This is a genomic window from Allobosea sp. P4_E12 (assembly GCF_056401655.1).
In genome coordinates this window covers 16,223-37,573 of record NZ_JBFUIY010000014.1, presented here as the reverse complement: position 1 = coordinate 37,573, position 21,351 = coordinate 16,223, and the positions used below count along the sequence as shown (strand labels likewise).

Annotated in this window: 16 protein-coding genes; 15 read left to right on the top strand and 1 reads right to left on the bottom strand. The window is 65.5% G+C overall.

The features are described 5' to 3' along the window. The first annotated feature begins 44 nt into the window (after positions 1–44). The 8 genes from AC1DW9_RS18760 to AC1DW9_RS18725 all read left to right on the top strand — a co-directional run bounded on the left by AC1DW9_RS18760 (position 45) and on the right by AC1DW9_RS18725 (position 11,948). Positions 45–512, top strand: coding sequence for a MerR family transcriptional regulator (locus AC1DW9_RS18760; protein WP_441488853.1), 468 nt, complete (start codon positions 45–47; stop codon positions 510–512). Positions 513–744: 232 nt separating this feature from the next. After that, positions 745–2,541, top strand: a complete 1,797-nt coding sequence (locus AC1DW9_RS18755; RefSeq protein WP_441506140.1) for an acyl-CoA dehydrogenase C-terminal domain-containing protein — start codon at positions 745–747, stop codon at positions 2,539–2,541. 140 nt (positions 2,542–2,681) lie between these two features. Continuing rightward, entirely contained in the window at positions 2,682–3,890 is a 1,209-nt protein-coding gene (locus AC1DW9_RS18750) for an acetyl-CoA C-acetyltransferase (protein ID WP_441506114.1), read from the top strand. Positions 3,891–3,913: 23 nt separating this feature from the next. Further along, positions 3,914–6,118 (top strand): 3-hydroxyacyl-CoA dehydrogenase NAD-binding domain-containing protein, encoded by a 2,205-nt coding sequence (locus AC1DW9_RS18745; RefSeq protein WP_441506115.1) that lies wholly within the window; start codon positions 3,914–3,916, stop codon positions 6,116–6,118. Positions 6,119–6,135: 17 nt separating this feature from the next. Beyond that, a complete protein-coding gene (locus AC1DW9_RS18740; protein ID WP_441506116.1) occupies positions 6,136–6,630 on the top strand; it encodes a peptide deformylase in 495 nt (164 codons plus the stop codon). Positions 6,631–7,566: 936 nt separating this feature from the next. Continuing rightward, complete coding sequence (locus AC1DW9_RS18735; RefSeq protein WP_476768392.1) at positions 7,567–9,357, top strand: hypothetical protein; 1,791 nt, start codon at positions 7,567–7,569, stop codon at positions 9,355–9,357. A gap of 128 nt (positions 9,358–9,485) precedes the next feature. Beyond that, positions 9,486–10,979, top strand: coding sequence for an EAL domain-containing protein (locus AC1DW9_RS18730; protein WP_441506118.1), 1,494 nt, complete (start codon positions 9,486–9,488; stop codon positions 10,977–10,979). Positions 10,980–11,078: 99 nt separating this feature from the next. After that, positions 11,079–11,948 carry a TIGR01459 family HAD-type hydrolase gene (locus tag AC1DW9_RS18725; RefSeq protein WP_441488860.1) on the top strand — a complete coding sequence of 290 codons (870 nt, stop codon included), beginning with the start codon at positions 11,079–11,081 and terminating at the stop codon, positions 11,946–11,948. Positions 11,949–11,961: 13 nt separating this feature from the next. Here AC1DW9_RS18725 and AC1DW9_RS18720 read toward each other — a convergent pair whose 3' ends face one another. Further along, positions 11,962–12,345 (bottom strand): response regulator, encoded by a 384-nt coding sequence (locus tag AC1DW9_RS18720; protein WP_043231142.1) that lies wholly within the window; start codon positions 12,343–12,345, stop codon positions 11,962–11,964. 254 nt (positions 12,346–12,599) lie between these two features. Between AC1DW9_RS18720 and AC1DW9_RS18715 the strand changes: the two genes are divergently transcribed. The 7 genes from AC1DW9_RS18715 to AC1DW9_RS18685 all read left to right on the top strand — a co-directional run bounded on the left by AC1DW9_RS18715 (position 12,600) and on the right by AC1DW9_RS18685 (position 21,311). Then, positions 12,600–13,043, top strand: a complete 444-nt coding sequence (locus AC1DW9_RS18715) for a MaoC family dehydratase (protein ID WP_441506119.1) — start codon at positions 12,600–12,602, stop codon at positions 13,041–13,043. Positions 13,044–13,142: 99 nt separating this feature from the next. After that, positions 13,143–14,126: a bifunctional riboflavin kinase/FAD synthetase gene (locus AC1DW9_RS18710; RefSeq protein WP_441506120.1), complete on the top strand. Its 984-nt coding sequence runs from the start codon at positions 13,143–13,145 to the stop codon at positions 14,124–14,126. Positions 14,127–14,332: 206 nt separating this feature from the next. After that, positions 14,333–17,332: an isoleucine--tRNA ligase gene (ileS, locus tag AC1DW9_RS18705; RefSeq protein ID WP_441506121.1), complete on the top strand. Its 3,000-nt coding sequence runs from the start codon at positions 14,333–14,335 to the stop codon at positions 17,330–17,332. Next, complete coding sequence (gene lspA, locus AC1DW9_RS18700) at positions 17,329–17,817, top strand: signal peptidase II (protein WP_441488863.1); 489 nt, start codon at positions 17,329–17,331, stop codon at positions 17,815–17,817. Before ileS ends, lspA begins: the two co-directional genes overlap by 4 nt. A gap of 86 nt (positions 17,818–17,903) precedes the next feature. Beyond that, complete coding sequence (locus AC1DW9_RS18695) at positions 17,904–18,563, top strand: hypothetical protein (RefSeq protein WP_441488864.1); 660 nt, start codon at positions 17,904–17,906, stop codon at positions 18,561–18,563. A gap of 101 nt (positions 18,564–18,664) precedes the next feature. Further along, a complete protein-coding gene (locus AC1DW9_RS18690) occupies positions 18,665–19,957 on the top strand; it encodes a M16 family metallopeptidase (RefSeq protein WP_476855153.1) in 1,293 nt (430 codons plus the stop codon). Positions 19,958–20,015: 58 nt separating this feature from the next. After that, on the top strand, positions 20,016–21,311 hold the full coding sequence (locus AC1DW9_RS18685; protein WP_441506122.1) for a M16 family metallopeptidase: 1,296 nt from the start codon (positions 20,016–20,018) through the stop codon (positions 21,309–21,311). The last annotated feature ends 40 nt before the right edge of the window (positions 21,312–21,351 follow it).

Below are 21,351 nucleotides of genomic sequence, written 5' to 3'. Positions count from 1 at the left end.
CCGATGCCGGCGGTTCCCTGCGTCCAAACTTTTTAAGGAACTCCATGTCGCGCCACAGCAATGCTATGGCGGCCGGCTCTTCAGATACCGGCCGCACATCGTCGACGCCTACTTCCAGTGAAGCCGACTCGGCTGGTGGTTTCACCATCAGCGACCTTGCCCGCGATTTCGCGGTGACCCTGCGCACGCTTCGCTTCTATGAATCGCGCGGTCTCCTTGCTCCGGCCCGCTCGGGCATGACGCGCATCTATTCCGGCCGCGATCGCTCGCGGCTTGCGCTGATCCTCAAGGGCAAGCAGCTCGGTTTCACGCTGGTTGAAATCCGCGCCATGCTCGCCAATGAGGAAAAGAAGGGCGAGGCCGGCGCAGAGAAGTCGGCTTCGGTCGGCGGGCTGCAGCTCACCCGCGGGCAGATTGCCGAGCAGCTCGAATTGCTGCGCTCGCAGCAGGTCGAGATCGAAGGCGCGATCGCCGAGCTCGAAGCGACGCTTGCGGGCCTCGACAAGGCCTGAGCGCCTCACGGCACGGATTATCGATCATTTGATCGGGATTGACGGCTCCGGACTTGTGTCCGGGGCCGTTTTGTCATGCGCTGCGGATGGGAAACGCGACAGGGTGCGGCAACAAAATGGCCCAGCCCTCTTCACAAGTCACCCATAGATTGTTTATATATAAACTATCTGATGAATGGCTGCCCCGGATCGCATTCTGCAGGCGGCCGCGCTGCGCGAGAGGGAGGACACCATGCCGGTCTACAAGGCGCCCGTCGAAGACACCCTGTTCCTGCTCAACGACGTCTTCAACATCGAACGCTACAACAACCTGCCGGGTTTCGCGGATGCGACGCCCGATGTGGTCGCGGCGGTGCTGGGCGAGGGTGCCAAGCTCTGCGAGGAAGTGCTCCAGCCGTTGAACCATTCCGGCGACCAGGAGGGCTGCAAGCGCAACCCTGACGGATCCGTGACGACGCCAAAGGGCTTCAAGGAGGCGCACAAGGCCTATGCCGAGGGCGGCTGGATCGGACTTGCCATGGATCCCGAATATGGCGGCCAGGGCCTGCCCTATACGCTCGGCGCCGTGATGAACGAATATGCCTCGGCGGCGAACATGGCGTTCTCGATGTATCCCGGCCTGACCATGGGCGCGATCGCCGCACTCTACGTGCACGGCACTGAGGAGCAGAAGCGCACCTATATCCCGAAGATGGTCGAGGGTGTCTGGTCGGGCACGATGAACCTGACGGAGCCGCATTGCGGCACCGATCTCGGCCTGATCAAGACCAAGGCCGTGCCGAATGGCGATGGTTCCTATGCGATCTCCGGCACCAAGATCTTCATCTCGGCCGGCGAGCAGGACATCACCGAGAACATCATCCATCTCGTGCTCGCCCGCATCGAGGGGGCTCCCGCCGGCGTCAAGGGCATCTCGCTCTTCGTGGTGCCGCGCAACGTGGTCGGCGCCGACGGCGCGGTCGGCGAGCGCAACGGCGTCTCCTGCGGCTCGATCGAGCACAAGATGGGCATCCACGGCAATTCGACCTGCGTCATGAACTATGACGGTGCCAGGGGCTGGCTCATCGGCACCGAGAACAAGGGCCTCAACGTCATGTTCGTGATGATGAACGAGGCCCGCCTCGGCGTCGCGATCCAGGGGCTCGCCCAGTCCGAGGTCGCCTATCAGAACGCTGTTGCCTATGCCAAGGACCGCCTCCAGGGACGGGCGCTGACCGGCGCCAAGGAGCCGGACAAGGCTGCCGATCCGATCATCGTCCATCCCGATGTCCGTCGCACGCTGATGTCGATCAAGGCCTTCAACGAGGCTGCGCGCGCCTTCGTGCTGTGGAACGCGCTGAAATCCGATGTCGCCCACCGTTCTGCCGATGCCGCCGAACGCCAGGCCGCCGACGATCAGCTTGGACTGATGACCCCCGTGCTCAAGGGTGTCCTGACCGATGTCGGTTTCGACAACGCGGTGAAGGCCCAGCAGATGTATGGCGGCCATGGCTACATCGCCGAATGGGGCATGGAGCAGTTCGTGCGCGACGCGCGCATCGCCATGATCTACGAGGGCGCCAATGGCGTGCAGGCCATGGACCTGATCGGCCGCAAGCTCGGCCGAGACGGCGGCCGCGCCATCATGGCCTTCTTCAACGAGGTCGGCGGCTTCATCAAGGAACATGGCGAGGACGAGGGGCTGAAGCCGCTGCTCGCTCCCCTGCTGGCCTCGCTCGGTCATCTCCAGCAGGCGACGATGTGGTTCATGAACAACGCCCTCGCCAAGCCTGACAATGCCGGTGCCGGCGCAACCGACTACATGCACCTGCTCGGCCTCGTCTCGCTCGGCTATATGTGGGTGAAGATCGCCAAGGCTGCGCAGGACAAGCTCAAAGCCGGTGCCAATGGCGCGACCGAGCGGATGAACACCAAGCTCGTCACCGCGCGCTTCTTCATGGAGCGCACCCTGCCGGAGACGGCCGCGCATCTGGCACGGATCACGGCCGGCGCCGATTCCACCATGGCGCTCTCGGCAGAGCAGTTCTGAGCAGACCAAAGGTCATGCCCGGGCTTGACCCGGGCATCGCTTGCAGATTGCCTTCGCTTCCAGATGGCCGGGACATGCCCGGCCATGTTGGCGAAGTCCCAACAACGAGCCGCCATTGCGGCGAGCCCCGGGAGGCCTTGATGGCTGACGCATTCATCTACGATCACGTTCGGACGCCGCGCGGCAAGGGCAAGGCCGACGGCTCGCTGCACGAGGTCACGGCGATCGAACTCGGCACGCAGGTGCTGCGTGCGATCAAGGACCGCAACAAGCTCGAGCCCAAGCTGGTCGAGGATGTCGTCTTTGGCTGCGTCGATCCGGTCGGCGAGGCCGGCGCCGATATCGCGCGGACCGTCGCGCTCAAGGCGGGGTACGGCAAGGAAGTGCCGGGCGTGCAGATCAACCGCTTCTGCGCCTCGGGCCTCGACGCGGTGAACCTTGCCGCGGCGCAGGTCATGGCCGGCCAGAAGGAGATGGCGATCGGTGGCGGCGTCGAGAGCATGAGCCGCGTCGGCATGGGCGCCTCGGGCTTCGGCATTGCGGTCGATCCGTCCGTCGCGATCGACACCTATTTCATGCCGCAAGGCGTCTCGGCCGATCTGATCGCCACGAAATACGGCTTCTCGCGTGACGATGTCGACGCCTTTGCCGTGCGCTCGCACAAGAAGGCCGCCGCCGCCTGGGCTGAAGGCCGCTTCAGGAATTCGGTCATCCCGGTCACCGACGTTAACGGGCTGATTCTCCTCGACCGCGACGAGACCATTCGTCCGAATACGGACATGCAGGCCTTGGCAGCGCTCAAGGCATCCTTCGTCCAGATGGGCGAGATGGGTGGTTTCGATGCCGTCGCGACGGCGGCTCACCCCGATGTGGAGTTCGTCAATCACGTGCATCACGCCGGCAATTCCTCCGGTATCGTCGATGGTGCGGCTGCCGTGCTCGTCGGCTCGAAGAAGGGCGGCAAGGCGGCTGGCCTGAAGCCGCGCGCCCGCATCCGGGCCTTCGCCACTGTCGGTTCCGATCTGGCGCTGATGCTGACCGGGCCGGTCGACGTCACGGAGCTGGTTCTGAAAAAGGCCGGCATGACCACAGGGGATATCGACCTGTTCGAGCTGAACGAGGCCTTCTCCTCGGTGGTGCTGCGCTATCAGCAGGCCTTCGACATCGACGACGCCATCCTCAACGTCAATGGCGGCGCCATTGCGATGGGCCATCCGCTCGGCGCCACGGGCGCGATGATCCTCGGCACTGTGCTCGACGAACTCGAGCGCACGAACAAGCAGACCGCACTCGTCACGCTTTGCGTCGCCGCCGGCATGGGCGTCGCGACCATCATCGAACGCGTCTGATCGGCACGAAGGGGAGAGAACCTATGAACCTCACCAATTTCCGCTTCGAGACCGACGCCGACGGCATTGCGACCCTGATCTGGGACATGCCCGGCCGTTCGATGAACGTCATCACCCCCGAGGTCATGGCCGAGTTGAACCAGGTCATCGACCATGTCGTCTCGAGCGAGGCGATCAAGGGCTGCGTCATTACCTCCGGCAAGGAAGCCTTCTCGGGCGGTGCGGACCTGACCATGCTCCAGGGGCTGCGCGACCTCTATGTCGGGCTTGCCAGGGAGAAGGGCGAAGCGGCTGCGATGCAGACCTTCTTCGACGAAAGCCGCAAGCTCTCGCTGCTCTATCGCAAGCTCGAAACCTGCGGGAAGCCGTTCGCAGCCGCCATCCATGGCGTCTGCCTCGGTGGTGCCTTCGAACTTGCGCTCGCCTGCCAGTATCGTGTCGCCTCGGACGATGCCTCAACCCGCGTCGGCCTGCCCGAGATCAAGGTCGGGCTCTTCCCCGGCGCCGGCGGTACGCAGCGTGTCTCGCGCCTGATGCAGACCGGCGACGCGCTGCAGATGATGTTCAAGGGCGAGCAGATCAAGGCGCTGCCGGCCCGAAACAGCGGCCTCGTCCATGCGGCCGTGCCGCGGGATCAGATGCTTCAGAACGCCCGGGAGTGGCTGAAGGCCAATCCGCAGGCCAAGGCGCCCTGGGACGATCCCAAGTTCAAGCTGCCTTCCAACAAGGTCTATTCGCCCGCCGGCATGCAGATCTGGCCACCGGCCAACGCGATCTATCGCCGCGAGACGAATGACAACTACCCGGCCGCACGCGCCATCCTGAGCGCAGTCTATGAGGGCCTGCAGTTGCCGATCGATCTCGGCCTCAGGGTCGAGAGCCGCTATTTCGCAAAAATTCTGCGGACGAAGGAGGCGGCCTCGATGATCCGCACGCTCTTCGTCTCGATGCAGGAGCTGAACAAGGGGGCTCGCCGCCCGGCCGATGTCCCGGCGAGCAGGCTGAAGAAGGTCGGCGTTGTCGGCGCAGGCTTCATGGGCGCGGGCATCGCCTATGTCACCGCCCAGGCAGGCCTGGACGTCATCCTGATCGACCGCGACATCGAGGCGGCCGAGAAGGGCAAGGCCTATTCGCATAAGCTGGTTTCCGACCAGATCATGAAGGGGCGCGCCAAGACGGCCGACCGCGACGCGCTGCTCGGCCGGATCATCGCCTCGGCGGACTATGCCGATCTCAAGGGCTGCGATCTCGTCATCGAGGCCGTGTTCGAGGATCCGAAGGTCAAGGCCGAGGTCATCGCCAAGGTCGAGGCGGTGGTCGGACCAAGGACGATCTTCGGCTCCAATACATCGACGCTTCCGATCACCGGGCTCGCCCAGCACTCGCAGCGCCCGAAGAATTTCATCGGCGTGCATTTCTTCTCGCCGGTCGAGAAGATGCTCCTGGTCGAGATCATCATGGCCAAGAAGACCGGCAAGAAGGCGCTCGCCATGGCGCTCGATTTCGTCCGCGCCATCAGGAAGACGCCGATCGTCGTCAACGACACGCGCGGCTTCTATGCCAACCGCTGTGTCGGCAACTACATCCGCGAAGGCCATCTGATGCTGATGGAGGGCGTGCCCCCGGCGATGATCGAGGCCGCCGGCAAGCAGGCCGGCATGCCGGTCGGTCCGCTGTCCCTCAATGACGAGGTCGCGGTCGATCTCGCCTACAAGGTGCTGAAGGCGACCAAGGCCCAACTCGGCGAACAGGCGGTCGATCCGGCGCAGGAAAGACTGCTCACCGAGATGGTCGAGACGCATGGCCGCCTCGGCCGCAAGAACAGGAAAGGCTTCTACGACTATCCGGAAGCCGGCCCGAAGCGGCTTTGGCCGGGGCTTGCCGAGCTGACGAAGAACCGGCTCGACCCCGAGCTCATCGACATGCAGGAGCTCAAGGAACGCCTGCTCGTCACCCAGGCCCTGGAAGCTGCCCGCACCTATGAGGAAGGTGTCGTGACCGATCCTCGCGAGGCGGATGTCGGCTCGATCATCGGCTTCGGTTTCGCGCCCTATTCGGGCGGCACGCTCTCCTACATCGACAACATGGGCGCGGCCGTCTTCGTGAAGCTCTGCGAGAAGCTCGCCAGGACCCATGGAGAGCGCTTCAGGCCGAACCGGCAGCTCAAGCGCATGGCGAAGACGGGCGAGAGCTACTATGGCAATGCGGAGAAGAAGGCTGCCGCATAATCCCCTGAGGCCACCGCGTGACGATTCGGCCGATCATTGGCTTTCCCGATTCTCGGCTGCGCATGGCAGCCGAGCCGGTGACGCGTTTCGATGCGGTGCTTCGCTCGCTCGCGGCCGATTTGCTGGAAACGATGCGGGCGGCTCCCGGCATCGGCATAACGGCGCCGCATATCGGTCTTCTCCAGCGGCTGGTCGTGCTGGAGCTGTCGCCGGGTGAGGTTCGGACCTATGTGAACCCGGCGATCGCCTGGGCTTCACCTGACATGATCCGCCACCACGAGGGCAGCGTTTCGATGGCGGGGGTTGCAGACGAGATCGAGCGTCATGCCCGCGTCCATGTCACCTATCGGGACCTGGACGGTGCGGAACAGTTCGAAGAGGCAGATGGCCTGCTCGCCGTTTGCCACCAGCACGAGATCGATCAGCTCGACGGCATTTTCTGGGTCGATCGCCTGTCACGCCTGAAGCGCGACAGGCTGATCGCCCGCTACAACAAGCTGCGGCGTGCGTGATCTTGCCGCTCGCCGGCCCTTGGCAGAACCGGAGCCTGGCGCAGCCTCTCGCAGGCGCCTGCGGCAGCCTTTGGGCGGTGATGGGTCGGCCGAACCCCTGACTGGCCCGGAACCGGACACGACGACCGAAACGTGACGATTCGCTCAAGCGCGCGAAACGCGCGCGACATTCCGATTCGCCCTTCGCAAGTGCCTGCTTTTCGCGAGCGCGGCTGCGACGGGGATGGCCGGAATCTGAGAGCAATCCACCGAAAAATGGGTGCTTGCGGACGATGCCGCTGACCGAAATCCCGCCAGATCCGACGCCGCGATGGCCGAGCCTGCAGCCGCTCAGGTGCGTCCCAGCTCCCTCCCGGGAGACGTTCCGGCGGGGCCGCGCGCTCTTCATCAGGGTGTCTACCCCTTCGGTAGGCTGGCCTGCGAAGAAGACGTGGTCGAGACCTCCTGGAGGCAGCACAGCGAGCAGGGCTCCGCGGCAAAGACCTCGAGGCGATCGAACGGAACGGAAGGGGTGTAGTCCGGCTGGTCGGCAGGGGCTTGAACGCCGGGATGATCGGCCTGCCTGCAGGCTTCGCATTGAGCGCCGCCATCTGGCCGGGCCACCCATTACCGGCTTACCTACGCGGCCCTAGTAAAACACGCTTCGGCACGCGACCATGCGCCGGGTCTGCTTGACGAGCCGGCACACGCCGAATGGCATGCAGAATGCTTCGAAATCACGGGGGTTTTCGCCCGGCTGCGAGACGAAGGCTGTCGGCCGCATCCTGTACAATTAAGCTTCTCTCAACCTAACAGCGCAAAGCGGGCTGTAAATTGCGGGCGAGGCGGGGCACCACTGCGCGCCGCGGTCGCCCGGTCGCTTCGACGTTGCGAATGACGTAACGTCGGTTTTGGCGTAGTTTGGATGAAGGGGGGAACAAACTGGACCAAACCCCAATGGTCGAGAGCAGTCAGGATACCGACCGGCTCGCAGACCCGGAGGCTCTCGCTGTCCGTGAGGCCCTTGAACGCATCCTGACATCGGATGCGTTTCGCAGTGCACCGCAGCTCTCCGCATTTCTGAACTTCATCGTGGAGCGCCGCATCGAAGGGCGCAGCTCGGAACTCAAGGGTTACACCATTGCGGTTGAGGCCTTCGGCCGACCGGCAGATTTCGACCCGCAGTCCGACCCCATCGTCAGGGTCGAGGCCGGTCGTCTGCGCAGGGCGCTAGGCCAGTATTATCAGGGCGATGGCGCCGACGACACGATCCGCATTTCCATGCCGGTCGGCGCTTACGTCCCTGTCTTTGAACATCTTGGGGCTGCCGGGATGCCGGCCGAGCCGGCGCAGGAGCGCATGGCGCCCGGCGACGCCAGGGCGGCCCAGCTGCCGGTCCCTGAGCGGCCGAGCAGGCACGGTTTCAGGCTCGGGCACTGGCTCGCCGTGTTAGCGCTGGTCCTCGTGATCGTGCCTCTCGCCACTTGGCACTACCTCCCGCCGCTCGAGACGACACCGCAACCCGACCCGCTGGTGCGCCAGGCTCAACTGATCGAGGAGGCAGCGCGTCGCGCGGGATCGAGCGCGTCGGCTCATTTGCCGATGGTCGTCGTATCGCTGAGCGGCGCGGCCGACGATCCGGAGCTGGCCGGGCTGGTGCAGGCCTTCACGCGGCTCCTGGTCGATGCCCTGGCTCGATTCGACGATCTCGTTACCGTTCGTACGCCGGCCGCCGGCGCGGACCTCTATAGCGGCGCCGACTATGTCTTCGAGATGAATGCGACGCGGCAAGGCGGGGCGACGGAAGGCTTCGGCCGGTTGCGCTCCGTCAAGGACGGTCGTGTGGTCTGGACGACGTCTGCCATCCGGACATTGCCGAAGGGCGAGGACGCTCCGGAATTGCGCGAGATCGCCCGACGGCTCGCAGTCAGGCTTGCCGAGCCCTTCGGCATCATTCACGCCGACTATCGCCAGACGATGACGGCGTCGCCGATGCGCTGTGTCTTCCAGGCGCTGAATATCCGCCGCACCATGCGCGCCGAAGATCACCTGGCCGCCCGCAACTGCCTGGAGGCGGTTCTGGAGCGCGACCCTGCCTTCCATCCCGCCTGGTCGCAGCTCGCCCTGCTGACGGTCGACGAATACACCGCCGGACTCAATCCACTGCCTGGTTCGCCGCTCGATCGCGCCTTGAGCGCCGCGTTGACGGCGGTCAGGCTGGCGCCGTCCAGCGCACGCGCGCAGCAGGCCATGATGGACGTTTACTTCGCACGTGGCGCCTATGAAGATGCCTTCAGGGCGGGCCGGGCCGCGCTCGTCCGCAATCCCTACGATCCCGACATCATGGCCGATCTCGGCGCGCGCTATGTTCAGATCGGTCAGCCTGCGGAAGGCCTGCCGCTGCTGCAGCGGGCTGTGGCATCCAGCAGCGGCCGTCCTGCCTGGTACGATTTCTACGCCTTCCTGGCCGAGCATCTGATGGGCAATGACAAGCTCGCGGATGCGCATGCCGCCATTTTCGTCGCCGATGACAGTCCGCTCAGCTTGCTTGGCCGAGCCCTCCACTTTGCGGGAAAGCATGATGAGCCGGGCGTTTCAGCGGCCCTGCGACGGCTGGCGCAGGCGGCTCCGCTCTTCGCGATCGACGCCAGGCTTTACCTGTCGCGGATGGGGTTCAGCGAAGCCGTCATCGACCGGATCATGTCGGATCTCGGGCCGCGTCGGCTTGAAGCCAGCGGCGTTCACTAAGCGAATTCCCGACCGTCGCCGCTTTTCGTCCATGGCCCTCGCATGCGCGTGAACAGACGGTTAATGTCGGGTAGCAGAGTGATTCGTCGCTTTCATTCCCCAGCAACCTCTTTCGCGCGGTCGTCGCCTTGGCCCCTGTCCGCCTTACCGCCTTGCATCCTCTCGCCAGTGCCGTGACCGGCGTGGCGGCTGGCGCAATCGCGGTTCTCGCCTTGCCGGGAGCGCTGGCCAACGCCGCCGGCCTCCTGCTGGCGGGGGCAGGGTTGGCGGCATCCGCGATCTTCTACGAGCGACGTGTCCTTGCGCAGCGCGAGCAGATCTTCGCGGCGATCGGCGAGGTCAAGGTTCGCCTGGCTACCAATGCCATCAGGCTTGACAGTTTGGCGCAGCGTGTCGAGCAACTGCCGATGAGCGAGGCCGATGCCGCGCCCGCACGTGCTGCGATCAATGAACTGACGGCCGAGGTCGGATTGCTCGGCGACCTGTTGCAGCAAGTCGCAACGACGCTGGCAGATCACGACACGCAACTCTCGGCTGCGCAGGCCCGGCGCAATGCCGAAGCCGCTCCCCCGCCGCCGCCGGCGCCTGCTCCCGAGCTTGCCCGCATTGCGCATCGCGAGGCGCTTGCTGCAGCGCGTGCGGAGGCCATTCAGGCCGAGCAGCTGCGCGCTGCCGATGAACGAGCCGCGATCATCAGCACCGCGCTGGCCGAGGGCAAGGTCGAGGTCCATCTCCAGCCGATCGTGCAGTTGCCGCACCGCCGGACACGTGGCTACGAGGCGCTGGTCCGTCTGCGTCTCGACGAGAGCACCTTGCTGCTCCCCGCCGAATTCCTGGCGATCGTCGAGGAGCGGGGTTTCGGCCCGACGCTCGATGCACTGGTGCTGACACGTACGCTGGCGATCGCGCGCCATCTGGGATCCAAGGACGGCGGCCTGTTCGTGGCCTGTAATTTCAGCGCCGCAACCTGGGCCTCGTCGCAGGCTCTGGTGACCCTCTCCCGTATCCTCGAGAAATATCGCGAGCACGCCGGCCATCTGGTGATCGAGATGCCGCAGCGCGTCTTCCGCGCTCTGGAGCCGACCAGCCTTGGCCTGCTGGGGGCGATGTCCGCCAATGGCGTGCGCTTCGCGCTCGACCATGTCGGCGATCTTCGGTTCGACCCGGCATCGCTGCATGATCGTGGCATTCGCTTCGTGAAAGTGCCGGCCGCCCTGCTGCAGGCTGAAGCCGAGCGTTCCTCGATCGATATCGCCGCCGCCGATCTCGCGGCTCAGCTCGCGCGGGCCTCGATCATCCTCGTCGCCGAGAAGATCGAGGATGATCCGACTGTCGCGGACATGATCGAGCTTGGCGTGACCTATGCCCAGGGGCTGGTGATTTCACCGCCGCGGCCGGTCAAGCCGGAGGTCTTTGCCGATCCCGAGCCGGCGAAACCCGCCGCTCCAGTGCCCGAGCCCGAGCGGCCCGCCGCGCGGATCTCGGCCGAGATTCTGGGCTATCCCACCGTCGGCACATCGCCTGCGGCAGCGCTGCCAGCCCCGCCGAGCGGGCCTGCGCAGAAAGGCCCGGCGCCGGAGCGCCTGCCGTTCCGCGCCGTGCTACGCCGCGCCAGCGCCTGACAAAACCCTATCGCTGCCCGTTGCGACGGCCTAAACCGGCACCGTGCCGCGCTGCCGTCGCGCCGCATAGCCCAACTGGTTTCAGGGGAGTTGACCGCTTTGCAGCCTGCCAAGACCGCGCCCACCGTCGCATTGAGCGGATTCTCGGAAATCACCGACCGGTTCGATCTCTGCCTGTGCGATATCTGGGGTGTCGTTCACAACGGCGTGGCAGCTCATCAGGACGCCTGCGATGCGCTGGTTGCGATGCGGGAACGCGGTGTTTCCGTCGTGCTGGTGACCAACGCTCCCCGTCCCCGCCGTGAAATCGAGGTCCAGCTCGCGCGTTTTGCCGTGCCGGAGGCTGCCTATGATGCGATCGTGACCTCCGGCGATGTCTGCCGGGCGCTGATCGAGGAACGGTCCGGCGAGCCGGTCTTCATGCTCGGCCCTGACCGCGACCTGCCCCTGATCGCCGGGCTGGATGCGCCGCGCGTCTCACCCGCGGACGCGCGCTACGTGCTCTGCACGGGATTGTTCGACGACGAGACCGAGACGGCCGAGACCTATGCCGGCCTCTTTGCCGATCTCGTCGCACGGGATCTCGTGATGATCTGCGCCAATCCCGATCTGGTGGTCGATCGCGGTGGCAAGATCGTGCCCTGCGCCGGCTCGCTCGCGCTGGCGTACGAGCAGATCGGCGGCAGGGTGATCTATGCCGGCAAGCCGCATCGCCCGATCTACGAAATGGCGCTGCATATCGCCGAAGCGCGGCGTGGCAAGCCCGTTCCGCCAGACCGGATTTGCGCAATTGGTGATGCCATTCGAACCGACATCGCCGGGGCGAACGCCTTCGGCGCGGCGAGCGTCATGGTGCTGGCGGGCATTCACGCCCAGGATCTTGTCGAGAAATCGTGGGAAGAGCGCCACGGCTGGTTCGCAGGGCAGCATGCCCGCCCGGATTACGCGATTCCGCAGCTCGTCTGGTGACGTTCGGCCACGCTCAGGCGTGGCAGACCGCTTCCATCTTGACCTTCAGGGTCTGGGCGTTGAACGGCTTGACGATATAGTTGTTCACGCCGGCCTTCTTGGCGGCGATGACGTTCTCGGTCTTGGATTCGGCCGTGACCATGATGAACGGCGTCGTCGCGAGGGCATCTTCCTCGCGCACGCGCTGGAGCAGCTCGAAGCCGGTCATCGGCTCCATGTTCCAGTCGGAGATGACGAGGCCGTATTTCTTGTCGCGCATCTTGGCGATGGCGGTCGAGCCGTCCGACGCATCGTCGACATTCTCGAATCCGAGCTGCTTGAGCAGGTTCCGAATGATCCGGACCATCGTCTGGTAGTCGTCGACCACGAGGATGGGCATGGACGGATCGAGAGCCATTCTGGTGCTCCAAGCGTAACGACTGCAGCGCGGGGCAATACCCGCGCGCGGACCGCCTTCAGTGAGTGGCGACCATGCCGGGAGTGATAGGGCACTGGCGTTTCGAAGCGGTTAATTTGAACGAAAACTGACGTACGGGAAGTATCGCTCCGGCCGCGGCACCAAAGTCGCATGGCCGAGGCGCCGGGGCTGTGGCATTCTATGTTGCGCCGCAACAAGGGCGGCGCATCGAAATTGCATCGGCAGCCGGACCAATGAACGCAGTCTCCTATCAGGTTCATGCTTTCGAAGACCTCGCGATCGGCCAAAGCGAAAGCCTGATGCGCACGGTGATGGAGCGGGATGTCTCGCTCTTCGCCGATCTCTCGGGGGACGCCAATCCGATCCATCTTTGCGAGCGCTACGCGGCGGGCACGAAGTTCGGCCAGCGCATCGCGCACGGGATGCTGACCGCGAGCCTCGTGTCCGCGCTGCTCGGCACGAAATTGCCAGGGCCGGGCGCCGTCTACCTGTCGCAGACGCTCACCTTCCTCGCTCCAGTCAAGATCGGAGATGTCGTCACGGCGCGGGTCGAAGTGGTCGAACTCGTTGCCGAGCGTCGGCGCGCGCGCCTGTTCTGCGACTGTGTCGTCGACGGCAAGGCCGTGCTCGAGGGAGAGGCCTGGGTCGCCTTGCCGCCGGCAAAGCCAAAGGGCTGAAGCAGGGGGCTTGCGTCCGGTGTCCTTGACCCTGCTGCCCTGAACCGCCATTGACTGCCGCGCGCGGGCGTGCCCCGCCGAGGCGGAACCCTTCGTGCCATGACCCGTCCTGCCGCCGCGCCTTCTTCAGGCCGGCCTCATGTTTTCGTCCTCGATGGCGACAGCCCGGTTCCGGACAGCTTGCGCGGAGCGGTGCTGGCGCTGGGCAATTTCGACGGTGTCCATCGCGGCCATGCCGAACTCGCTCATGTCGCGGTCGCCATGGCGGCCAAGCAGGGCCGCGAGGCTGCCGCTTTCACCTTCGAGCCGCATCCCCGATCGGTCTTCAGCCCCGAGCAGCCGGTCTTTCGGCTGACGCCGCCCGACGTCAAGGGGGAGCTGCTCGCCCAGGCCGGGCTGAAGCAAAGCTTCGTGTTGCCCTTCGATCGCGCCATTGCGGCCGTGAGCGCCGAGAGTTTCGTCGATGACCTGCTGCTCGAGCGGCTCGGCGTCGGGGGGCTCGTCTGCGGCTACGACTTCCATTTCGGCAAGGGCCGCGCCGGCTCGCCCGAGATGCTGCAGGCGAGGGCGGGCGCGCGCGGTGTCCCGGTCACGGTGGTCCCGCCCTATTCCTGGGCGGGGGAGCCGGTCTCCTCGACCTTGATCCGCACCGCGCTGGAAGCCGGAGATGTCGGCCGCGCAGCGGAGTTCCTTGGGCGGCCCTGGTTCGTGCGCGGCGAGATCGCCCATGGCGACAAGCGTGGGCGCGACCTCGGTTACCCCACCGCCAACATGCATCTCGCCCGTGATTGCCGCCTGAAATTCGGCATCTATGCCGTCAGGATGAAGGTCGACGGCATCTGGCGCGACGGCGTGGCGAGCTTCGGCAGTCGCCCGACCTTCGATGACGGTGCGCCGCGGCTCGAGACCTTCCTCTTCGATTTCGCAGGCGATCTCTATGGCAAGATCGTCGATGTCGCACTGATCGCCTGGCTGCGGGGCGAGGAAAAATTCGACTCGCTCGAAGCCCTCATCATGCAGATGGACAAGGACAGTGCCCGGGCCCGCGCCATTCTGGCGCAAACACCGCCCTTCCTTCCTTAACCTGCCCCTGTTAGAAGCCGTTCATGCTCGCTCATTGCGCCCAGATCATAGAATTGCTCCGGCGAATTACGGGCCCGGCTGACGCTGCCCTGCGCTGATCGCAGGCGTCCGCGCAAGCCGGGATGACCGCCGCTTTCCCTTGTCCTTAAGGACCGGTGACGCGCCAGCCATGCATGGCCCGCCAGTCCAGCTGCCCGAGCCGGATCATGAACGACCAATCCAATTCCGCCCCATCGAAAAGCGTTGATTATTCGCAGACGCTGTTCCTGCCTCAGACCGAATTCCCGATGCGCGCCGGCTTGCCGCAACGCGAGCCGGAACTGCTCGCCCGCTGGCAGACGATCGAGCTCTATCGCAAGCTGCGCGAGAGCGCGAAGGGCCGCGACCGGTTCATCCTGCATGATGGCCCGCCCTATGCGAACGGCCATCTCCATATCGGCCATGCGCTCAACAAGGTGCTGAAGGACCTCGTCGTCCGCTCGCAGCAGATGCTCGGCCATGATGCCAACTATGTCCCGGGCTGGGATTGTCACGGCCTGCCGATCGAGTGGAAGATCGAGGAGCAATACCGGGCCAAGGGCCTGAACAAGGACGATGTGCCGGTCGTTGAATTCCGCAAGGAATGCCGTGCCTTTGCCGAGCACTGGGTCAACGTTCAGCGCGAGGAGTTCAAACGCCTCGGTGTCGAGGGCGACTGGGCCGATCCCTACCTGACCATGGCGTTCCCGGCCGAGGCGCAGATCGCCCGCGAGATCATGAAGTTCGCCGAAACGGGCCAGCTCTATCGCGGCTCCAAGCCGGTGATGTGGTCGGTGGTCGAGAAGACCGCGCTGGCCGAGGCGGAGGTCGAGTACGAGGAGCATACGAGCGATACGGTGTTCGTGGCCTTTCCCGTCGCGTCGGGAGCGGATGCTCTGGCCGGCGCCTCGGTCGTGATCTGGACGACGACCCCCTGGACGATCCCAGGCAACAGGGCGATCTCCTTCCACCACAAGATCGCCTATGGGCTCTATCGGGTGACCGCGGCGGCCGAGGGCAACTGGGCGAAGGTCGGCGCGACCTATGTGCTGGCGAAGGCTCTCGCCGAGAGCGTGTTCAAGGCGGCCAAGGTCGACGCCTTCGAACTGGTGCGCGATGTCGATGCCGCCGAGCTGAATGGCCTGACCGCCGCCCATCCGCTGCGCGGCCACGGCTACGATTTCGATGTGCCGTTGCTCGACGGTGACCATGTCACCGACGATGCCGGTACGGGCTTCGTCCACACCGCTCCCGGCCATGGTCGCGAGGATTTCGATATCTGGATGGCGAGTGGCCGCAAGCTCGCCGAGCGCGGAATCGATACGCATATCCCCTACACCGTGGATGCCGATGGTCGCTTCACCAAGGATGCGCCGGGCTTCGAGGGCCGGCAGGTCATCACCGACAAGGGCGAGAAGGGCGACGCCAACGACGCCGTGATCAAGGCGCTGGCGGCGAGCGGCACCATCATCGCGCGCGGCCGGTTGAAGCATCAGTACCCGCATAGCTGGCGCTCGAAGAAGCCGGTCATCTTCCGCAACACGCCGCAATGGTTCATCGCCATGGACAAGCCGCTCGGCGAAGCGCTGGGTGGCCCCGATGTCCCGTCCACGCCGGGTGGCAATGTCGATACGTTGCGCAACCGCGCTCTGAGGGCGATCAAGGAAACCGAATGGGTTCCCGCGGCTGGCGAGAACCGCATCACCGGCATGATCGCCAACCGCCCTGACTGGGTTGTCTCGCGCCAGCGCGCCTGGGGCGTGCCGATCACCGTCTTCGTCGAGAAGGACAGCGGCACGATCCTCGTCGATCCGAGGGTCAACGCTGCCATCGCCGATGCCTTCGAGAGCGAGGGGGCCGATGCCTGGTTCACCGATGTCGACGGCGCGCGCTTCCTGAAGCCCTTCGGCTACGAGCCGCAGATGTATGAGCGCGTCACCGACGTGCTCGATGTCTGGTTTGATTCAGGCTCGACCCACGCCTTCACGCTGGAGAAGCGGCCGGACCTGCGGGCTCGCCGGCGCGGCGAGGGCGGCAATGACCGGGTGATGTATCTGGAAGGGTCTGACCAGCACCGCGGCTGGTTCCATTCTAGCCTGCTCGAAAGCTGCGGCACGCGCGGCCGGGCGCCCTATGACATCGTGCTGACCCACGGCTTCTGTCTCGACGAGAAGGGCGAGAAGATGTCGAAGTCGAAGGGCAATGTCACGGCGCCGCAGGACGTCATCAAGGAATCCGGCGCCGACATCCTGCGCCTCTGGGTCGCGGCGGCGGACTATTCCGACGATCTGCGCATCGGCAAGGAAATCCTCAAGACCTTCGTCGAGACCTACCGCAAGCTGCGCAACACCATGCGCTGGATGCTCGGCACGCTCGCGCATTTCAGCGAGGACATCCGCGTCGCCTCGCCTGCGTCGATGCCCGAGCTCGAGCGTTTGATGCTGCACCGCCTTGCGGAGCTCGGGCCGCAGGTCGAGGAGGCCTATCGGACCTATGATTACAAGCGGGTCGTGACGCTGCTCTCGCAGTTCATGAACACGGAGCTGTCCGCCTTCTATTTCGACGTCCGCAAGGACGCGCTCTATTGCGACCCGCTCTCGAGCCATGTCCGCAAGAGTGCGCTGACAGTGGTCGACCATCTCCTGCGCTGTCTCGCAACCTGGCTGGCGCCGATCCTGGTCTTCACCACCGAGGAAGCCTGGCTCGAGCGCTATCCGGAGCAGAAGGCGCTGGGTGGCTCCGTGCATCTCGAAGCCTTTGCCGAGGCTCCGCAGAGCTGGCTCGATCCGGAGCTGGCCGAGCGCTGGAGCAAGATCCGCCGCGTTCGGCGTGTCGTCACCGGCGCACTCGAACTGGAACGTGCGGCCAAGCGCATCGGCTCGTCGCTCGAAGCCGCGCCGGAGGTTCACATCGCCGATCCCGACCTGCTGGCGGCGCTGTCGGGGGTCGATCTCGCCGAGATCTGCATCACGTCGGGTGTCAAGATTGTTGCGGGCGAGGGGCCCGAGGATGGCTTCCGGCTTCCGGAGGTGCCCGGCGTCGCGGTCGTCCCGGTCCGGGCCAGCGGCGTGAAATGCGCCCGTTCCTGGAAGTATTTCGATTCGGCGACCGCCGAGCGCGACCATCCCGATGTCACTCCGCGCGACGCCAGGGCCTTGCGGGAGCTCGGCAAGGCGGCCGGGCGATGACGTCGCTGCGCCGCTTCGGGATCTGGATCGTCGCGCTGGTCTTCGTGCTGGACCAGGCGTTGAAGCTCTGGCTGGTCTTCGGTTTGCATCTCGGTGAAACCGGTCCCTATGACCTAACGTCCTTCATGACCATCGTGCTGGCCTGGAACCGCGGCATTTCCTATGGGCTGTTCCAGCAGGAGGGGAATCTCGGGCCCTGGCTGCTGGTGCTGCTTTCCGTCGTCGCGGCGATCTGGCTTAGCCGCTGGATGTGGCGGGCAACGGACCGGCTGACGGTCGCAAGTCTCGCACTCATCGTCGGCGGCGCGCTTGGTAACGGCGTCGACCGGGCTGTGTACGGTGCCGTCGTCGACTTCGTTCACCTGCATTATGGCAGCTTCAGTTGGTACATCTTCAACATTGCCGATGCGGCTATCGTTGTCGGTGTGCTCGGTCTCCTGTATGAGTCCTTCCGCCCTGACGCCTCAAAGTCTGCACAGGCTTGAGGCGCGTCGCCATGCTTTTGCCCTTCCCTTGGTGCAACACGGCGAAACACGGACAGGAACGCAGGTTCCTTCACGGAGGTTTTGAGATGGCCAATCGCGCTCGCGCAATCCGCATCCTGCTCGCTGGGAGCATGATCGCGGCCGCGCTTCCCGCCTCGGCTCAGGAAGGCATGTTTTTCCAGAACGCCATGCGGACCTTTGGACTGATGCCGGGGGAGGGGCCCGATATCGAGTATCGCCAGCGCCCGCCGCTGGTGGTGCCGCCGTCTTCCGCCTTGCCGCGTCCGCAAGATCCGGCCTCGCAGCGTACGGCTGCATGGCCGAATGATCCCGATGTTGCAGCCCGCCGTGCGGACGCCAAGGACGCCCTGATTCCGGCGACCGAGCGCGAGAAATACAAGCTGAACCAGACCCCGCTGCTCAGCCAGCAGGAACTGCGTCGCGGTCGCGTGACCGGCGGACAGGTTCAGGCACCACCGGAAACCCAGAGCAAGACCTTCGAGGAGAATATTGGCCCGATCCGTGCCGGTCGTGAATTGGCGGCGCGCCAGGCTGCCACCGACACCTCGAACCTGGTTCATGGCCAGGAGCCGCAGCGCCGCTTGCTGAGCGATCCGCCGACCGGCTACCGCAAGCCGGCTGGTACGGCGCCGCTCGGACCCGGTCGGGGCGGGCCGCGTGAAGACACCAACAGCACGGGCCAGAAGGAATTCGTGCAGGGTCTGCCGTCGCCGAGCACGCCCTGACCCTTCGCTGAAAAACCGTGATGGCGAGCGCCGCGCGCTGGCGCGGCGCGTAATCGCGCCTATATCGAAGGTCACTCCTGCCGCGAAGGTGCCACCCTGAAATGACGGTTCATACTCCGACTGCACGCTTGTCGGTTCCAGTCGAAGCCTTCAGGCTCGCCAACGGGCTTGACGTCGTGGTCGTCCCGGACAGGCGCGCGCCGGTCGTCACTCATATGGTCTGGTACCGCAACGGCTCGGCCGATGATCCGGCCGGCAAGTCCGGCATCGCGCATTTTCTCGAGCACCTGATGTTCAAGGGCACGGCGCGCTGGCCGGCCGGCGAGTTCTCCAAGATCGTCGCGGGCTATGGCGGCCAGGAGAACGCCTTCACCTCCTTCGATTACACCGCCTATTTCCAGCGCGTGCCGAAGGAACATCTGCGCGCCATGATGGACTACGAGGCGGACCGGATGACCGGGCTCGCCTTCGATGAGAGCGTGGTCGCGCCCGAGCGCGATGTCGTGCTCGAAGAGCGACGCATGCGCGTCGATGCCGACCCGGCTGCACAGCTGGGGGAGGAGTTCTCTTCCGCGCTCTTCGTGCATCATCCCTATGGCACGCCGATCATCGGCTGGGAGCACGAGATCGAGGGCCTGACGCGCGACGACGCCTTCACCTACTATCAGCGCTTCTACACGCCGGAGAACGCGATCCTGGTCGTCGCCGGCGACACCGATCTCGACGAGGTGCGCACGCTTGCCGAGGCGACCTATGGCCAGATCGCGCCGCGTGGACAGGCCCCGGTGCRCAAGCGCCCGGCCGAGCCCGCTCCGCGCGCAGCGCGCCGGGTCTCGCTCAGCGACCCGCGTGTGCGCCAGCCGTCCCTGCGGCGGGGCTGGCTCACGCCGACCTATCTCAGCGGCGATCGCAGCGAGGCATTCGCGCTCGAACTGGTGGCCGATATCCTCGGCGGCGGCACCACGTCGCGGCTTTATCGCCAGCTTTGCGTCGAGCAGGAGCTCGCGGCCGGTGCCAGCGCCTATTTCATGGGCTCGATGGTCGATCGCGCTGCCTTTCAGATGTCGACCAGCCCACGCCCGGGCATCGACATGGCTGCGCTCGAAGCTGGCCTGGATGCGGCGCTCGCGACCTTCCTTGCCGATGGGCCGAGCGAGATCGAGTTGAGCCGCGCCCGCACGCGGCTGGTGGCGGAGACCATCTTCGCCCGGGACAGCCAATCTTCGCTCGCTCGTATCTTCGGTGCCTCGCTGGCCGTCGGCGAAACCGTCGAGGACGTCCTGGCCTGGCCGGAACGGATCGAAGCCGTGACGCGCGAGGCCGTCATCGAGGCCGCGCGCCGCTATCTGCGGCCCGACCGTTCGGTCACCGGGCTGCTCTTGCCGGCAGCTTGAGTCCGCGCCCCCTTTCTCATGCGGGTGGGATGACATCGTCCCACCGTCAGGAAGCGACATGAACGCGCCCATCCCCACCCCGGGTTCCACGCTTGCCGGCCCCTCGGTGGCGGTCCAGCAGGTCCGCTCGACCTCCGGTATCGAGGCCTGGCTGGTCGAGGAGCACAGCCTGCCGTTGATCGCGATCGATTTCGCCTTCGACGGTGGTGCGACACGCGATCCCGACAATGCCGCCGGCAGCGCCTACCTCGTCTCGGGTCTGCTCGATGAGGGGGCCGGCGATCTCGACGCGGAAGCGTTCCACGGCCGGCTTGCCGACCACGCCATCAGCCTCGGCTTCGATGCCCGTCGCGACGATTTCCACGGCCATTTGCAGACCCTGTCGCGCCATCGCGACGAGGCGTTCTCGCTGCTGGCTTTGGCGCTGAACGCGCCGCGCTTCGATGCTGATGCCGTGGAGCGCGTGAAGTCGCAGGTCGTCGCTGGCCTGCAGCGTCAGGCGCAGAATCCGGAGACGCTCTGCCGCAATGCACTCTATGCGGCGGCCTATCCCGGTCACGCCTATGGCCGTCCGGAGAAGGGCGATATCGACAGCGTCTCGCGCACGGAGCCCGCCGGATTGAAGGCGCTCTCGCGCGAGTTGCTGACCCGCGCCGGCCTCAAGATCGTCGTGGTCGGTGACATCACGGCGGAAGAACTGGCGCAGCGGCTCGATCAGCTCTTTGCCGCGCTCCCGATCGGCACGGCTCGACCGGTCCCGACCGACCCCGTTCCCGTGCAGGGGCTTGGCGAGACGCATGTCATCGATCTCGATGTGCCGCAGACCGTGCTGCGCTTCGTCGGCCCGGGCCTGATGCGCCGCGATCCGGATTTCATCACCGCCAGCGTGTTGAACCATATCCTGGGTGGCTCCGCTTTCACCTCGCGCCTGTTCCTTGAAGTGCGCGAGAAGCGCGGCCTTGCCTATGGCGTGTCGTCGAGCCTGCTGCCGCTGCGCGAGAGCGCGATGCTGGTCGGCGGCACTGCGACGCGCAACGATCGCGCGGCCGAATCGCTTGCCGTCATTCGCGAGGAGATGATGAAGCTTGCCTCCGAGGGGCCGACCGAGCACGAGGTCGAAGAGGCCAAGCGCTACATCATCGGCTCGTATCCCCTGCGCTTCGATACCTCGCCGAAGATCGCTGCCGAGCTGCTGGGCCTGGCGGTGAACGGCTTCGGCCCGGAATTCCTCGCCGAGCGCAACCAGCTCTTCGCCGCCGTGACGCTCGCCGACATCAAGCGCGTTGCGCAACGGCTCTTCGGCGACCCGCGCCTGCTGGTGCAGGCCGTCGGCCGGCCGGTCGGCCTCGTTTGACGGCGCGCCGCCCACCCGCTTTTCCACCGACCCCATACGG

Excerpts from the sequence above, each read along its gene's own strand:
- lspA (WP_441488863.1), top strand. The coding sequence starts at position 17,329 with ATGACGTCGCTGCGCCGCTTCGGGATCTGGATCGTCGCGCTGGTCTTC.
- AC1DW9_RS18760 (WP_441488853.1), top strand. The coding sequence starts at position 45 with ATGTCGCGCCACAGCAATGCTATGGCGGCCGGCTCTTCAGATACCGGC.
- AC1DW9_RS18695 (WP_441488864.1), top strand. The coding sequence starts at position 17,904 with ATGGCCAATCGCGCTCGCGCAATCCGCATCCTGCTCGCTGGGAGCATG.
- AC1DW9_RS18755 (WP_441506140.1), top strand. The coding sequence starts at position 745 with ATGCCGGTCTACAAGGCGCCCGTCGAAGACACCCTGTTCCTGCTCAAC.
- AC1DW9_RS18710 (WP_441506120.1), top strand. The coding sequence starts at position 13,143 with ATGACCCGTCCTGCCGCCGCGCCTTCTTCAGGCCGGCCTCATGTTTTC.
- ileS (WP_441506121.1), top strand. The coding sequence starts at position 14,333 with ATGAACGACCAATCCAATTCCGCCCCATCGAAAAGCGTTGATTATTCG.
- AC1DW9_RS18685 (WP_441506122.1), top strand. The coding sequence starts at position 20,016 with ATGAACGCGCCCATCCCCACCCCGGGTTCCACGCTTGCCGGCCCCTCG.
- AC1DW9_RS18745 (WP_441506115.1), top strand. The coding sequence starts at position 3,914 with ATGAACCTCACCAATTTCCGCTTCGAGACCGACGCCGACGGCATTGCG.
- AC1DW9_RS18750 (WP_441506114.1), top strand. The coding sequence starts at position 2,682 with ATGGCTGACGCATTCATCTACGATCACGTTCGGACGCCGCGCGGCAAG.
- AC1DW9_RS18720 (WP_043231142.1), bottom strand. The coding sequence starts at position 12,345 with ATGGCTCTCGATCCGTCCATGCCCATCCTCGTGGTCGACGACTACCAG.
- AC1DW9_RS18735 (WP_476768392.1), top strand. The coding sequence starts at position 7,567 with ATGGTCGAGAGCAGTCAGGATACCGACCGGCTCGCAGACCCGGAGGCT.
- AC1DW9_RS18715 (WP_441506119.1), top strand. The coding sequence starts at position 12,600 with ATGAACGCAGTCTCCTATCAGGTTCATGCTTTCGAAGACCTCGCGATC.